Genomic DNA, 16,719 nt, shown 5'->3' with positions numbered 1-16,719 from the left:
CATTCCGGCAAGTTTGTCCAGATTCTCTGCAAGACAGATTCCTTCAAAACCATACGGATTCTTAGTCATGGTGTAGAGGATCTTTGATGCCGCCTCTGCATCCTGGGCATCTCCCTTTATCAGTATGTATTTCTCCTTCAGGTCCTCCACAAATCCGCACTCGACCACATTTCCATGTTCCATGATGATCGCATAATCAGTGATACTCTCCATATCGGATATATTGTGTGTTGAAAACAATACACTCTTCTCCCCCGCTCCGTCGCTTATATAATCGCCGATCATCTGACACAGCTTGTCTCGCATAAGAGGATCAAGAGGCGATGCCGGCTCATCGAGCAGCAGCAGGTCTGTATCCCTCGCCATGGCCCCGGCAAGCATCAGCTTAGTTCTGGTTCCATCAGAGAGTGCTGAACACTTTTTCTTCAGAGCAACACCGTTCGGAGAATCAGGAAATATCGCAAGTTCGCGGCAATATCTTTCGAACACGTCCCTGTCAAAATTGTCAAAGAGCAGACTGCTTATCTCCTCCACATCAGATACAGTCCACTGTGGAAGGTAATATCTGCCTGTTCCCGTATAGCCTATCCTGTTCTTTACATCCGCCCTTCTCTCCTTCTCCTCCGATGAATACTTGTCAAAGAAAGTCAGCTCACCTTTGTAATCAAGCCTTATTCCTGAAAGCATATTGAGAAGTGTCGTCTTTCCCGCTCCATTTTCTCCGATGAGTGCTGTCGCAAATCCCTTTGGCACCCTCAAATCAGGTATATCCAGTGTAAATGTCTTAAACTTTTTGGAAATATTCTCCCCTTTTACAGCGCAGTCATAATTCATCATCCAATCCTCCATTAAACCTTAAACTCTCTTCACGTCTTTCTTTTTCCCTATTCTCTGTCCACTTTGTTCTCTGCCTGTCAAATCGTCAGTCCTGTACCATAAGCAAGGCATCAAGCATATTCTTTAGTTCATCGTCCGACAACCCCGCAATACGTGCCGCAGCTATGGCCTCCGTCAAAGATGCCTCTACCTTTCGAAGATGCTGCTCTATCAGCATCTCACTGTCCTGTGCATTCACATAAAAGCCCTTGCCCTGTTCAGCCGTGACCAGCCCTTCCTGCTCCAGCAGCTCATAAGCTTTCATGGTGGTGATAACACTTATCTTCAGATCCCGTGCCAGCCCCCTGATAGACGGCAGATATTCGCCCTGGGCATATTTGCCCGCCAGAATGTCCGACTTGAAGCTGTCTGCTATCTGCTGATATATAGGCACTCCTGAGTTCTGAGAAAGTCTCATATGTACACCTCCTTAAACTGTTCTCAACTGTTTATATGTTATATATACACTATGTACAGATATGTGTCAACAACTTTTTACTCTAAACCCTAAAATAATAATATCTTCATCTCCTTGTCCACGCAAAAAATCCCCGCCGGCACTGATCTGTTCGGTACCGGCGGGGATTTATCTGTCATATTATTCTATTGTTCAAGCGGGCATGTTATCTGGAACATCTCCTCACACACCTTGTGTACAAGTCTGGCTGTCTCCGTGTCTGCCAGCTTGTAATATACCTCCTTGCCCTCTCTGCGGCTCACGATCAGGCCGCTGCCCTTGAGCTGCTTCAGGTGGTGCGATACGGCCGGATCACTCATCTCCATGGCCGCCGCTATGTTGCTGACACATTCCTCGAGGTGGCACAGCATCCAGAGTATCCTTAGCCTTGTGCCATCGCTGAGCTGTTTGAATATATCTGCCATGCTGCTGCAATCTTCCACAGACGGCATGCATTTTATGATCTTGTTCTCATTGTCGCAGTGACAATGCGGCAAATGTATCTCTCCCATGCGGTCTCCTCCTATTCTTTGAAGCTCAGTGCTCTTGTCGCATTTAATACCGCAAGGATCATAACTCCTACATCTGCGAATATTGCCCACCACATGTTGACAAATCCAACTGCGCCCAGTGCAAGGCATGCAAACTTGATCACAAGTGCAAATACTATGTTCTGGTGTACGATCCTGAGTGTCTTCTTGGATATCTTCATGGCTGTCGCTATCTTTGCAGGATCATCATCCATGAGGACGATATCCGCAGCTTCGATAGCTGCATCGGAACCAAGGGCTCCCATGGCAATTCCTATATCTGCTCTCGAAAGTACAGGGGCGTCATTGATTCCATCTCCGACAAATGCAAGCTTCTCCTTCTCTCCCTTGGCTGCGATGAGCTTCTCGACCTCATCCACCTTGTCTCCAGGGAGAAGTTCACTTCTCACCTCATCCACGCCAAGCTCGCTTCCGACTGCATCTGCAACCTTCTTCGCATCACCTGTGAGCATGACTACCTTCTCCACGCCTGCTGCCTTGAGACCACTTATAGCCTCCTTTGCATTTGGCTTGACAACATCTGATATGAGAATATATCCTGCATACTTTCCATCCACGACAACATGTATCTCTGTTCCAACCGATGTAGGAACCGCTGCCTGTATGTTCATCTGCTTCATGAGCTTGACATTTCCTGCGGCAACCTCATGACCATCAACAACCGCTGACACACCGTGTCCGCTGATCTCCTTTGCGTCTGTGACCCTGTTGTTGTCGATTTCCTTGCCATATGCCTCCTTCAGGCTCTTGCTGATAGGATGGTTGGAATAGCTCTCGACCAGCGCTGCCTTTTCAAGAAGATCAGCTTCGCTCATTCCTCCCTCAGGATGTATCTCTGTAACCTGGAACACACCCTTTGTGAGTGTTCCTGTCTTATCGCACACGACATACTTTGTGTATGAGAGAGCCTCAAGATAGTTGGAACCCTTGACCAGAATACCCTTTGCCGAAGCTCCGCCGATTCCTCCAAAGAAGCTCAGTGGAATGGATATTACCAGTGCACATGGACAGCTTATAACAAGTGTTGTCAGTGCTCTGATGATCCACTTGGACCATGCTGCAGGATTACCCATGATAATGTTTACCAATGGCGGAAGCACTGCAAGCGCAAGTGCTGCTATACATACAGCCGGTGTATAATACTTTGCAAATCTTGTGATGAAGTTCTCTGATCTGGACTTCTTCATGCTTGAGTTCTCGACAAGATCAAGGATCTTTGATACAGTTGACTCTCCAAATTCCTTGGATGTCTCGATCTTTATAAGTCCGTTGAGGTTGACGCATCCACTGATGATCTCATCACCCACATGAACCTCTCTAGGAACACTCTCTCCTGTGAGAGCACTTGTGTTGAGTGAGGATGAGCCCTCAACAACCTTTCCATCGATAGGTACTTTCTCTCCAGGCTGTACAACTATGACTGTTCCGATCTGAACGTCATCAGGATCTACCTGCTCAAGCTTGCCATCCTTCTCTATGTTCGCATAATCAGGACGGATATCCATGAGTGCTGTGATATTCTTCCTGCTCTTGCCTACGGCGTAGCTCTGGAACAGCTCGCCTATCTGGTAGAACAGCATAACCGCTGATGCCTCCTTGTACTCACCGAGCACCATGGCACCAACCGTAGCTATAGCCATAAGGAAATTCTCGTCAAATACCTCTCCGTGTATAATTCCGAGAAATGCCTTTTTAAGTATATCGTAACCTATGACGAGATATGGGATCAGGTAAGCCACGATCTCTATGCATCGCCACATAACTGACGGATTCTCAAGATCCACCATCCCGGTCTTGTCAAGCACCGTAAATGTGACAGCCATGGCAACCAGAAGAACCGCCGATATTATAATTCTTCTGAGCACTTTTTTCTGTTTCTTTGTCATAACATCCTCCTATCTGATAGAGCACAGATCTTTCACAGTTAGCCGTGACTAAACAACCTGCTATACCATAATCCGGCAGTCAGCATGCACATGCATAACCGCCTTTGGTTACATAAAGATCTCGCAGTCAGGCTCAACCTTCTTACAAGCCTTAAGTACGTTCTTCATAACCTCAGCCTCGTCAGCTCCGTCGTCGAACTCAACGCTCATCTTCTGTGCCATGAATGCTACAGTTGCATCCTTAACACCTGCTACCTTCTTTGTAGCCTCCTCCATCTTTGCTGCACAGTTTGCACAATCAACTTCAATCTTATACTTCTTCATAATAGTTATCTCCTTTTCATTGTTCTCATTGAATCTATGAACATTTAAACATGTATTTAATTATATGTCAACAGTAAAATGCTATTCTTTTAAAAATTTATTTATATGAACATCTGTGCATTTTAAAAAACCTGTGTATATAACATATACACAGGTTTTTATTCCAGATATATCTGATTCCACTTTCAGATCATGTTTCAGATCCTACTTCAGATCCTCCACAAGCTCATAGAGAGCGATTGCTGAGTTGAAGTTATCAGGTATGATCTCATCACTTGGGATGACAACTCCGTACTTATCTGCTATCTCTGAAATGATAGAGATGATATCGAGTGACTCCAGGATTCCGTCGTCAACGAGTGCCTCCTCATTTTCAAAATCAACATTTGGCTTGATCTTCTTGAGCATCTCAATAAATTCTTTCATTGTTCAATTCTCCTTTGTATGATCTTCTCTGCAAACCATCTATACGTTCTGCTCTGCAAGCTTTCTTACTTCCTTTCGCAGAACTGAACCCTTGAACGTCTTTGGTATACTTTCAACATAGATATACTTTCTTGGAAGCTTGTAGCTCTCAAGTCTGTCAGCAAGAAAGCTTTCAAAATCAGCTTCCTCATAGCCATCCTTCTGCACGACCAGTATGACCGGAAGCTCTCCGGTGATCGGGTCTTTGATTGAAGTGTAAGCCACATCATCTATATGCTCATATCCAAGTGCAAGGTCTTCTATCTCTGCAGGAGATATCTTGCTTCCACCATAGTTTATCACATCATCGGCCCTGCCTACAAGTATGCAGTCGCCATCCTCATCCAGATATGCCAGATCCTTTGTCCTAACATATCCATCCACAATGGTCTCAGCAGTGAGTTCGGGGTCATTGTAATAGCCTTCCATGACTATAGAACCGCCCCAGGACAGAAGTGCCGGTGACTCCGGGCTGCCATTTGTAACCACGTTACCCTCGTCGTCAGAGAATCTTACGACCGAGTTCACGGTAGGTCTTCCTATACATCCTGTCTTGTTGCCATTGCCACTGAACTCCAGTATGCATGCGCATCCGGCTTCAGATGAACCATAGAAATTATACAGTCTTGTATGTGGAAGCAATCTGAGCAGCTTCTCCTTGTCTGACTCGGCAAGAGGTGCTGAGCCTATCTGTATATAATCAAGCTGATCTGCATAATCCGCGATCCTGTCATCAGACAAATGGAATATCATTCCGAGTGATGCCGGTGATATCGCCATGGATGTCACTCCGTATTTCTCTATGAGCTTCCACAGCGTTCCGATAAATACCATTCCGTCCATCAGACATACTGTGCCGCCATTTACCATGTCTGACTGGTATCTTCTTATTCCAAATGAATGGTTGAGAGGCATTGGTATTATCTCCACATTGCCCTTCTTCATGGCTGTTCCCTCGATGACATTGCCGGCTATTCCCACATCACCTCTGTGGTGCATGACAACGCCCTTTGAAGATCCAGTAGTTCCCGTTGTGAAGAGCAGCATCGATCTGTCCTCCTCACCCGGAAGCTCAAGCTCTGCCTCGCTCTCATCCTTCATCCTGGTTATTATTTCCTTCTGGCTTATACACTTTATTCCATCCACAGGCTTGTCTGATATTAGACATGCCGCGTCAACTCTCTGGCCTATCTCAACTGCCCTCTCTGCGGATGTGGATTTCTCTATCGGCACGACAAGCACCTGCATGTACTGCAGTGCAGTGAACACTGTCAGATAATCTATGTTCTGTGTGCATCTGATCATTACATGATCGCCCATGCATATGCCCATATCCTGCAAAGCGTGTGCAGTCTTTCTTATATTGCTCCAATACTCTGCGTATGTGACTGTCTTTCTTAGCTCACACACCGCCAGAGTGTCCGGCTGCATCTGGGCATACTCCTGAATATAATGTAATACCGTCTGCTTATACATTATTCGTTCTCCTTCTTGTACTTCTCCCATTCTGCCATGAGACTGCTTTCCTCATCTGCCCAGGCATCACAGGCATCAGTCCAGCTCTGCTTCTGCTCATCTGTAAGCTTACTCTGCAGGCCGTAATTGTCCTCTATATATTGTGCAAGATATGTGGTAACCTTCTTGGCACCCGCAATATTTACATGCTTGCTGTTATAGAAATCTGTTGAATAATCCAGATTCAGTTCATCAAGAACATTGTTCATATTCAGATAATCATATCCCTTTGAGGCTATGTACTCGTCAAGCTGAAGCTGCTTGGATGCCTGACCCTTTGATGGGTAGTAAGGTGTCGCAACCAGCAGAACCTTAACTCCGAGCTCCTCTGCCTTTGCCTCTATGTCATCGATATATCCGAGTGTCTCATCCGACAGATGAAGCTGTCCGTCAGACTCGAACACAGGCTCCTTGATCTTCGTGATCTTCGACCTCTGCCTACCTGTCTTGAACTCGTCCGTTCCCTGATTGAGTCTGTCTATAAGCACCTGTCTGTCAAATGTCAGCAGATTATCGTGATACTTCAGAATAGGGAACATGAGCTCGAACTTTGACTTCTCATCCGCTCTGTAATACTTCTGTATCATCTCAAACTTCGTCGATGATGGTCTCATGCCCGATGTCATGACCTCCATACGATAATTGTAATGCTCATCCTTTATCTTTGTGACATCGCCTCGTATGATAATACTTCTGACCTCAACCACAAACAGATCCAGATCCTGGGTCTTTGCAGCCTCTTCCATGAGATACGGCGCAAGTCTTATATCCTGAGCCGCAGTACCTATGAGCATCGATGTGTACCCCTGCTCCTCATACGCCTGAGTCGGTATCCAGTATCTGTACATCGAGCTGGAGCCGATGAGCACCGTATTGATGGTGTTATCCTCCTCCGCATAGTAGTTTGTCCACACATCTGAGTCAAAATCCTGTGGTCTTGCCAGTTCTCCCGCCTTGTTCAAGCCAAGAAAAAGCACTGTACATATCGAAAATACTGATATTGTATATTTTATCCACGCTGGCATATCTTTCTCCCTTCTCATTAGAACTGTTCATATATAAATGATGCGCCCGCACCAGAGCCGTATACTCCGCATATGGCAATGAATGCCAGACCTGCTGCCATGACCAGCCATTTGAATACTATGTTCTGCTTTGCAAGCCATTCTCTGACATCGCCTGTGCTGCCTCTTCTCTCCATGATCTCCTGCGCGATGGACACAGCAAGAAGGAGAAGGCATCCAAATATCAAAACTCTCCACTCTCTTCCTGAAAGCGAAAATTCATCCACAATATTATACACCTTTGAGTGATCAAACACCATGGAACGGATCATCCAGATCGAGCTTCGGATTCCCTGTCCCATAAATATGAGACGTCCTATGACACAGAGGATGAATGTTCTGAGCATTCTGAATATCTCCCAGCTTATGCAGTCAGTCTTTATCCTGAGCGCCTTTGTAAGCTTTGCCAGCGGTTCCTCAAAAAGTGTCGACATGCATATCAGCACTCCGTGATACAAGCCCCATGCTATATAATTCCACTTTGCGCCGTGCCAGAGACCGGTCAGCACCCACACACACAGGATAGGTATGCTCGCTGCAAATACCTTTCCTATCACATTTCCTAGGTAATCTCTTATCTTGACATTGAGCTTGAGGAACAGCTTTGATGTTGACACCGGGTAGAATACATATTCTCTGAAGAATGCACCCAGTGACAAATGCCATCTTCTCCAGAACTCAGGAAGTGTCTGTGAAAAGTATGGTCTTCTGAAGTTCTCTCCCAGAACGATGCCGAAGCACTCTGAAGTGCCCCTTACTATGTCCATACATCCTGAGAAATCGCAGTATATCTGGATGGAATATGCGATTCCCACTGCCAGGAATATTCCGCCATGATAATCAAATGTATGCCCAAATATCTCTTTTGTAAAAGCTCCTATCCTGTCAGCTATAACGATCTTCTTCACAAATCCCCAAAGCATGAGCCAGACACCTCTCATGATAGTGTCCATATTGAAGCTGTGCTCCTCCCAGAGCTGATATCCTACTTCCTCATATCTGGCTATAGGTCCCTGGGTAACATGTGGGAAATAAAGCACATATGACAGGTATCTGAAGAAATTCTTCTGCGCTGATATTCGTCCGTTATACAGATCCACGAGATATGAGATCATCATGAATGAGTAAAATGATATTCCCAAAGGTGCTATGAGATTCCAGTCAGGAATGCTCTGCAATCCGTCGTATGGTATGAATCTCTTTATATTGTCGAGCACAAAGCCAAATGCCTTGAACGCCGCCAGAACACCGATAACTATGACAAGTGCCCACACAAGGAACTTCTTTCTCTTCGCCTTCTCAGCAGCCTTGATCTTTCGTGCGGTTCTTCTGTCCGCATCCTTTGCCAGCTCCTCCTGCTCGTCCAGACTCTTCTGCAGCCTCAGTGAGAACAGATACACGACAACAGCCGTGGCAATGACCAGAAACAGGTACTCTATCCCGGCATATCCGTAGAACACAAGACTCGCAAGGAGCAGTATCACCCACTGTATCTTCTTTGGAACTATGTAGTATAGCACTATTGTACACAATAAAAAAACTATAAATGTATAAGTTACTACTGACATGTCCTCTCCCTCTTCTACAAGTAAAAATTATTTATACACTGCTAAACGCCGGCCAGTATTTTAACAGCAGCGCACATGCTACTGACATGACCGCCAGAACCAGCAGAGTTATCTTCCAGCCCTCTTTGAACATATACTTTGGCGACAGGCCGTATCCAACCGGTATCGCCCTGATGGATGTCGGAAGCATGTATGACAGGTTGACTCCCACAGATGCCACATATATGTACGGTATCGGATTGAGTCCGCAGCCCTGTGTGATGGATATTACCAGCGGCATGGCTACCGCAGCCGTGGCTGTGTTAGATGTCACATCTGACATGAGAAGTGTAACGGCAAGTATCACGAACACTGTGATAAATCCACCCTTCATATCAAGCTTTGATATACACTCACCAAGTGCCTCTGCAGCACCGGATTTGTTGATGAGTGTTCCGGCGGCAAGTCCACCGGCAAATATATACATAAGTCCCCAGATGATCTTACCCTGAACATTCTTCCACACCATAATACGCTCTCCGTTCTTGTTGGTGAGAAGGAATGATACTATGGCGCATATGATAAATACATACGCCGGCTTGAGTCCCGGAAGTATGCTCTGGTAGAGCTGTCTGGTAAATGCAAGCACCGTGGCAAGAACAAATAACACAAGTGCTATCTTCTCCTCGTAGCTCATAGGAGGAAGCTCCTTGTATTTTGCTACAAAGTATTCCCTTGAACCGCCAAGCATCTCTGTCTTCTTCACATCACGGATCATGAACAGGATATTTACAAGCACAAGTATGAGCATGATAGGCAGGAATCTTACGACCCATGAAGAGTACATGTACTCCTCGCCTGTTATCTGCTGTATATATTCGACCGTCACAAGATTCATCGCACCTCCGAGCGGCGATGCCAGACCACCGAGTCCGGTTGCATATGCTATCGTGAGAAGTATCTTTGATGCAGTCTTGTTTGTCTTGATGTCGTCCATTCCTATATACTTGAGCATGGCGATCGCTATAGGTGTGATCGTCGCACATACCACTGCATTTGGAAGCACCGCTGACAGAACTGCAGACAACACAAACCAGAACACAAGCTGTATCCTCAAACTGCTGCCGATAAGTCTCAGGAATGTAATGGCTATCCTCTTGTCAAGCCCGGTATTCTCCCACATCACGCTTATGATGGAAGCTCCCAGAAGAAGCAGTATCGTCTCGTCTGCGTAGTTGGAAATGACCGCCGACATGTCAGTCATCTGAAATATCGCATTTAAGGCTATCGGGAGGAATGCAGTTACCGCATAGTCCACCGGGCCTGTTACCCACCAGTACGCCATCCACATGATGGTTCCTATCGCTGCTCTTGACTCAAATGTCGTGAATACTCCGTGTGGCAAAAGTGCCGTAAACAGCCCGAATAACAATGGGCCGATCAGTAAATGTACTATTCTCTTTCGTTCTTTCATAAATATAGCTCCTATTTTCAATAAAACACTGATTTTAAATTATACACATTTAAGATTAATCTTTCATTAAAAAAATTAATATATATTAAAATCCACAGACATTATTCTGCATTTACCGGGATTTTAAATGTAAACAGGCTTCCTTTTCCGGGCTCACTGTCAACATCCACGATTCCGCCGTAATATCTGGCAATCTGCATTACCTGTGACAACCCCAGGCCAAAACCCTCCGCACTTCTGTCCGGCTCACCTCTGTAAAAACTCTCAAATATCTTTTCCTTTGTGCTCTTATCCATTCCCCGGCCCTCATCCCTGACCGAGATAAAATAGCTGTCATTTTTCACACCGCAGGACACATGGATATTACCTCCATCATTGCTGTACTTCACCGCATTTGACATCAGATTGTTCACGACGATAACTATATGGTTCATATTCGCTTTGACCATCGTCGGCTTCAGGTCGTAGGTAAACTTAAGATTCTTCTTACAGATGTACTCCACATCATCGCACACAGACTCCACCACATCCAGCAGATCTACATCCTCAACCGCTATGACTGCGTTTTCATTGTCCATGACCGACATCTGAAGAAGCTGTTCTATGAGCCCCTTCATACGTGAGGTCTGTCTCTCGAATACCTCTATGCTCTCAAGCATCTCCTCATCGCCATTCTTCTCCGCGATCTCCCTGGAAAGCTGACACTGGGCATGCATGACTGCTACAGGTGTTCTCAGCTCATGGGATACATTTGCATTGAACTCAGCCTGTCTCTCAAGCTCCTGATGGACTTTTCTGTACAGGTTGTTATTCGCATCGGTCAGCATATCAAGCTCTTTGAACGGACCGTCATACTCCAGATTCTCTGTAAAATCAAGATTGTCCACGCTCTTATCTATCGAACGGTTCAGGCTTCCCATTGGAACTGCTATCAGTTTCCTCAAAGCAAATGCATATATCACAAATGCTATCAGCACGATTCCAATAACACAGTATGATTTATATAACAGTTCACTGTAATTGCTCTCTATATCCCTGACGGATACCATGACACAGATCTTGTATTTAGAAGTCTTCTTCAGCGGCTCTTTGTCTGTTCTTCCCTGCCTGACGACCGCAAAATACTTGACCTTCCCTGCATCTATATGCATAAGATCTCTTATGCTTATATCCGGATTATCCGCATATCCCTCAGGCACCTCGCCGTCAAGGATCTCGCCGTCATTTCCCTGAAGGAACACATATATCTGCTCATTACTGTCCGGATCGTCCTCACGGTCGTAAAGTCCATCATCTATATGTGGCTTCTTCTGTGAATCATACACTATGTATCGTCTGATCTGGGCTACCTCCTGTGTCAGCTTCTTATAAGCCATCAGGTTCATATCATCCTTCATAAGATTGTTCTGGATGACCAGCAGACAAGATATACCCACCACCAGAATAAGCGCTGTAATTATAATAGTGTATGTTACAAATGATATTTTTCTCTTTAACATTCCAGTTTATAGCCGACACCTCTTATAGTATGGATCAGCTTCTCCTCATAATTATCGTCTATCTTCCTTCTCAGATAACGGATATACACATCTATCACATTTGAATTGACATCGTCATCTATGTTCCAGATGTTCACCCGTATCTGTTCCCTAGTTACTACCACATTTCTGTTTCTGGCTAGGTACTCAAGGATAGCATACTCCCTGACCGTGAGATCAATTACCTTTCCATCCCTGATCGCCTGTCTGTTGTTCATGTCGACCACCAGTGAACCACAGGTTATCACATTCTCATTTACCGGATTCTGGGTTCTCAGCATGACCCTGAGTCTTGCCATAAGTTCCGAGAACTCAAATGGCTTTGTCATATAATCGCTGGCTCCGGCATCCAGTCCCCTGACTATATCCTGTGTCTCCGTCTTGGCCGTGAGGAAAAGCACAGGAACCTGTATCCCCGCATTTCTCATCTCGCGCAGGACTGTTATTCCGTCCTTGTTCGGGATCATTATATCCATGATCGCCCCGTCGTAATTCTCCGCTTCCATATAATCAAGTGCCGCCTGTCCGTCATAACAGGCATCCACATTATAGCCCTCTTTGACCAGCTTACTGCATATTATGCTGTTCAGATCCTTCTCATCCTCAACTACAAGTACACGCATACATCCATCCTCCCTGTCATTTTCATCTGTTGGCCACTACAGTATATCGCTGCACGATTGCTGAACAGATATATATTGCCATGCTTTTATGAAAATAACATTAAAAGCCGTCACTTACATCTGCCAAATGTAAATAACGGCTCTCAAATGCTGTTTTTATCTATTCTGTCTTACCGCTCTTCTCATCGTAGGTATCAAGAAAGCTGTGTCTCACGCCTCCCTGCTTGTACTCTATAAGGGTATCGATATTGACATTCTCCACACTCTTGAATATGTTGCCCTCCACAAACGGATTTGTCTTCTTGAGTGTCGCTATAAGCTGCTTGATCTCCTGACGCTTGGACTTCGTCTCCTCATTGTTACATGTTGTGCATGTGTCAGTGAACTTACATGCGCACTGTATGAAATGAAGCTCGTTGTAATCTCTCCACGCCTTGATGTCGTCCTCTCTCACCATATAGAGAGGTCTGATTAGTTCCATTCCCTCAAAATTGGTGCTGTGGAGCTTCGGCATCATGGTCTGCATCTGCGCTCCATAGAGCATACCCATGAGTATGGTCTCTATGACATCATCGTAGTGGTGTCCAAGAGCTATCTTGTTACAGCCAAGCTCCTTCGCATAGCTGTACAGATGGCCTCGTCTCATTCTTGCACAGAGATAACACGGCGACTTCTCTACGTTATACACTGAATCAAATATATCAGACTCAAATATCTGGATAGGGATGTTCAGCATCCTGGCATTATCCTCTATGACCTTGCGGTTTGCCGGGCTGTAACCCGGATCCATAACTATGAACTTGAGCTCAAATGGGAACTTGTTGTGCCTTTTCAGCTCCTGAAAACACTTTGCCATGAGGAAGGAATCCTTGCCGCCCGATATACATACGGCTATCCTGTCGCCCTCCTTCACCAGCTCATATCTGTTGATGGCCTTTGTGAAGTTGCACCATATCTTCTTGTGGAACTTCTTGCGGAGGCTCTTCTCAACGTCGGCACATATATCAGTCTGTTCCTGCTTGCCCATGGTGTAGAGCAGCCATGATATATATCCGCCTTTGAGGCTCACCGCATCGTATCCCAGCTCCGTAAGTCCCTCCGCCAGCGGAATGCTGTTGGTTCCGTGGGTGCAGCAGATTATGAGTTTCTTTCCCTTTGAGTTGTCCCTGGGCATATATTCCTCTGCAGGAAACAGTTCACCTGCGGTTTCTGCCAGATGCTCCGACATCAGCCTGTCCGTCTGGACTGCCATCGCACCCGGGATGGCTCCGTGGGATATCTCAACTTCATCCCTGATGTCAACTATCAGATATGAATCCTTATCCAGTTCCTGTATCTCTTCTATTGTGATTTCATTTGAAGTTTCTTTTGAGTTTTCTAATGCCATATCCCTGTCACCATTTTTCTTAGTATTACAAATAAGCTATTTTTATATATGCTACTGTCTGCTGCATATGGCATCGCCGTCATCCGCAGCTTACTCCTTGCCATCCCAGCAGTATGTACAAAGCTTGCACTTCTCAACTCCGCACGCCTCAAGCATATCATCAAGTCTGTTGAATCTGAGTGATGTGAAATGCAGCTCCTTGCAGATCTCATCAACCATTTTCTCATACTTCTCTGAATCAGGATCTGTGTACTCCTGAAGTACCTCGTCTGTCACGTTGCCGTTCTCAAGTCTCTCGATAACTCTTCTTGTTATAAGATCCATCTCTGATGATGATCTTGAGAAGTTAAGGTATTTACATCCGTATACAAGTGGTGGACATGCAGGTCTGATGTGCACTTCCTTGGCACCGCTGTCAAACAGATACTCGGTTGTCTCTCTGAGCTGTGTTCCACGCACGATGGAATCGTCTATGAGCAGAAGGCTCTTATCCTTTATAAGATCCTCAACTGCCAGAAGCTTCATCTTCGCGATGAGGTTACGCTGGCTCTGTATGGTCGGCATAAATGAACGTGGCCATGTCGGTGTGTACTTGATGAATGGTCTTGAGAAAGGTATTCCTGATTCATTGGCATAGCCGACTGCATGCGCTGTTCCTGAATCCGGAACTCCGGCTACGATATCAGGCTTAACGTTATCTCTCTTTGCCATGCTGGCTCCGCAGTTGTATCTCATCTGCTCTACACTCATACCCTCGTATGAACTTGCAGGGTAACCATAGTATACCCACAGGAAGGTACAGATCTTCATGTCCTTGCCCGGCTGCACAAGCGTCACGCAGTTTGACGGTGTGAGTACAACAACCTCACCAGGACCGAGTTCTTTATAGTCATGATAGCCAAGGTTCTTGTAGGCAAAGTTCTCAAATGACGCACAGAATGCACCATCTTTCTTGCCTATGACCACAGGAGTTCTTCCATACATATCCCTGGCTGCATATATTCCATTCTGGTTCATGAGCAGGAGTGACAGAGAACCATCTATCTTCTCCAGCGCATATCTTATTCCATCTATCAGATTATCCTTCTGGTTGATGAGGGCTGCCACAAGCTCTGTGCTGTTGATATCCCCTCCGCTCATCTCAAGGAAATGTGAATGTCCCTGATCAAATATCTCCTTGGATATCTCGTCAACATTGTTGATCTTGCTGACAGTTGTCAGAGCATATGTTCCGTGATGTGAACGCACTATGAGTGGCTGTGGCTCATAATCGGATATACATCCTATTCCAAAATAGCCCTTCATGTTCTGCATATCTTTGTCGAACTTTGTTCTAAATGGAGCATTCTCGATATTGTGTATGGATCTGTCAAATCCCTTATCTCCATACACTGTCATGCCTCCGCGTCTTGTTCCAAGATGTGAATGATAGTCTATTCCAAAGAACAGATCAAACACACAGTCATCTTTTGCCGCTACTCCAAAAAATCCACCCATTGTTTTCCTCCTGAAGTGATAAAAATTTGTCATTTTCGCAAACATATCTATATTAGCATAGTATCGGCGGTGATTACAATACCTTCATCGCCAACTTCACTATCCCCGCAATGAAGATCAGCACAGCCAGTCCGAAAAAGCAAACCTCCATCTCTCTGTACACCTTGTTTGACTTCTTCTCATAGGCCGTTCTCTTTTCCCTAGAGTATAAAAGTTTATACTCGCTACCGATAGGATGTTTCTTTCTGTTTATCTCCTGATTTACCATATAAGAATCCGGCTCACCGCTGTATGGATCGATGTATTCCACTGTGGGTTGTGCATATCCCGGCAATTTTGTCCTGCCGGTCAGGGTATCGTATCCTATGATCTTTCCGGTTATTTCCTACATTTAACACATTCTCACTGTATATAAACATTCTATCATTTAACCAACTACTGAAAAAGATCTGTATTCATACCAAAGACATCAATAACTTTCAAAATATCGGAAAGTTCATCCCTAAATTTCTGACGATACTCCTCCATGTCACCATTATCCCTGCCATTGTTACTAAGTTCAAATAAATCTCTGTCATTCTTTATCGCTACTGCCACCATATTGCCAGCGATCTGTATCTCCATAAATCCTTCAAGTCCCATAAGTCCCTGCATAAGCTGTGGCGTCAATACCCTCAAAGCAAGCTGGCTGTCAGAGGCATATATATCGAACCTGTTATCAAATGACGCGTTGCCCGTCATAAAACTGTTACATGAATCCCCAGAACTCAATACACTTGATAATATGCCACTTTTCTTTTCATTTTTCATTCTTCGACTAATTCTCTCCTGGATATGTACAAAACCATTAACATTCTTATGGGAAGTAGCCGTTATGAGCTGACCTTTAAAATTGACAACATTATCGCCAGGAAACTCGCCGTCCGGTGAACCCTTTGTTTCCGTTCTGAGTGTGAGATCACTGAATGTAAATTCTACTCCCCTGTATATTCCATGTATAAAGTCAGAACCATCCATATTATTAAATGAAGGAAGAATCGGACAATTATGTAAAAATGCCTCATTTGTATATCCATTTGGCATGTATTCAATCACATGAAAGCGCTCTCCAAGGACACTCCGTACAACATACTGTCCCATGAGTTCCTTGAGGTCTTTAAGTTTATTTGTCTCCATATATGAGAACAGGAAAAATCCGCCTACAAACAAAGCCGGAATCAGCAGCCAAGCAGAGTCTAATTCATAGCCATTTCTAGATACCACCATAAACGCAACAAATGGCGCAAATATTCCTATAAAAGAAACAATCTTAAACACCTTAAGCACTTTACATAGTTTGTGTTTTTCTAATATTTCCGATTCTATATTCTGATCCATCTTCTCATCTCCAAACTGTGATAAATACGCTATACGAATCTCAGAGCCTTACCGAACTTTTATCTCATAAAAAAATCGCCCTATACTGATATATAATATACCAGTATAAGACGAATTCAAACTTAATTAAAAAGATTT

General features: G+C 44.9%; 16 protein-coding genes. All 16 read right to left on the bottom strand.

Features of this window, described 5'->3' with window-relative positions; all coding sequences use genetic code 11:
- A partial coding sequence (locus tag AB5150_RS07630) for an ATP-binding cassette domain-containing protein (protein WP_368291594.1) occupies positions 1-837 on the bottom strand: 837 nt, incomplete at its 3' end.
- Between the two features lie 85 nt (positions 838-922).
- A complete protein-coding gene (locus tag AB5150_RS07625) occupies positions 923-1,294 on the bottom strand; it encodes a GntR family transcriptional regulator (RefSeq protein ID WP_022058324.1) in 372 nt (123 codons plus the stop codon).
- A gap of 185 nt (positions 1,295-1,479) precedes the next feature.
- Positions 1,480-1,845 carry a metalloregulator ArsR/SmtB family transcription factor gene (locus tag AB5150_RS07620; protein ID WP_022216672.1) on the bottom strand — a complete coding sequence of 122 codons (366 nt, stop codon included), beginning with the start codon at positions 1,843-1,845 and terminating at the stop codon, positions 1,480-1,482.
- Between the two features lie 11 nt (positions 1,846-1,856).
- The gene (locus AB5150_RS07615; protein WP_368291593.1) at positions 1,857-3,770 is read right to left on the bottom strand and encodes a heavy metal translocating P-type ATPase; all 1,914 of its coding nucleotides are present in this window, start codon (positions 3,768-3,770) and stop codon (positions 1,857-1,859) included.
- Positions 3,771-3,878: 108 nt separating this feature from the next.
- Complete coding sequence (locus tag AB5150_RS07610) at positions 3,879-4,097, bottom strand: cation transporter (protein WP_055146474.1); 219 nt, start codon at positions 4,095-4,097, stop codon at positions 3,879-3,881.
- Positions 4,098-4,298: 201 nt separating this feature from the next.
- Positions 4,299-4,520, bottom strand: a complete 222-nt coding sequence (locus tag AB5150_RS07605; RefSeq protein ID WP_015533823.1) for a phosphopantetheine attachment site — start codon at positions 4,518-4,520, stop codon at positions 4,299-4,301.
- A gap of 39 nt (positions 4,521-4,559) precedes the next feature.
- Positions 4,560-6,035 (bottom strand): class I adenylate-forming enzyme family protein, encoded by a 1,476-nt coding sequence (locus tag AB5150_RS07600; protein WP_368291592.1) that lies wholly within the window; start codon positions 6,033-6,035, stop codon positions 4,560-4,562.
- Complete coding sequence (locus tag AB5150_RS07595; protein ID WP_022216669.1) at positions 6,035-7,099, bottom strand: hypothetical protein; 1,065 nt, start codon at positions 7,097-7,099, stop codon at positions 6,035-6,037. The genes AB5150_RS07600 and AB5150_RS07595 overlap by 1 nt, the downstream gene beginning before the upstream one ends.
- Positions 7,100-7,116: 17 nt before the next feature.
- A complete protein-coding gene (locus tag AB5150_RS07590) occupies positions 7,117-8,706 on the bottom strand; it encodes an MBOAT family protein (protein ID WP_368291591.1) in 1,590 nt (529 codons plus the stop codon).
- A gap of 31 nt (positions 8,707-8,737) precedes the next feature.
- A complete protein-coding gene (locus AB5150_RS07585; protein WP_015533820.1) occupies positions 8,738-10,159 on the bottom strand; it encodes an SLC13 family permease in 1,422 nt (473 codons plus the stop codon).
- Positions 10,160-10,260: 101 nt separating this feature from the next.
- Positions 10,261-11,658 (bottom strand): sensor histidine kinase, encoded by a 1,398-nt coding sequence (locus AB5150_RS07580; RefSeq protein ID WP_368291590.1) that lies wholly within the window; start codon positions 11,656-11,658, stop codon positions 10,261-10,263.
- Complete coding sequence (locus tag AB5150_RS07575) at positions 11,652-12,320, bottom strand: response regulator transcription factor (protein ID WP_015533818.1); 669 nt, start codon at positions 12,318-12,320, stop codon at positions 11,652-11,654. Before AB5150_RS07575 ends, AB5150_RS07580 begins: the two co-directional genes overlap by 7 nt.
- A 160-nt stretch (positions 12,321-12,480) precedes the next feature.
- Entirely contained in the window at positions 12,481-13,707 is a 1,227-nt protein-coding gene (locus AB5150_RS07570) for an ATP-binding protein (protein ID WP_173794868.1), read from the bottom strand.
- A 90-nt stretch (positions 13,708-13,797) separates the two neighbouring features.
- Complete coding sequence (locus tag AB5150_RS07565; protein ID WP_117874582.1) at positions 13,798-15,204, bottom strand: amidophosphoribosyltransferase; 1,407 nt, start codon at positions 15,202-15,204, stop codon at positions 13,798-13,800.
- Positions 15,205-15,277: 73 nt separating this feature from the next.
- The gene (locus tag AB5150_RS07560) at positions 15,278-15,514 is read right to left on the bottom strand and encodes a hypothetical protein (protein ID WP_156327904.1); all 237 of its coding nucleotides are present in this window, start codon (positions 15,512-15,514) and stop codon (positions 15,278-15,280) included.
- Positions 15,515-15,639: 125 nt separating this feature from the next.
- Entirely contained in the window at positions 15,640-16,581 is a 942-nt protein-coding gene (locus AB5150_RS07555) for a DUF3137 domain-containing protein (RefSeq protein WP_161172011.1), read from the bottom strand.
- Positions 16,582-16,719 lie beyond the last annotated feature (138 nt).

It is taken from the genome of Coprococcus sp. RTP21281st1_F1_RTP21281_210402, from assembly GCF_040915325.1.
GTDB lineage: Bacteria > Bacillota > Clostridia > Lachnospirales > Lachnospiraceae > Coprococcus > Coprococcus aceti.
This window is presented reverse-complemented; position numbering and strand designations above follow the sequence as displayed.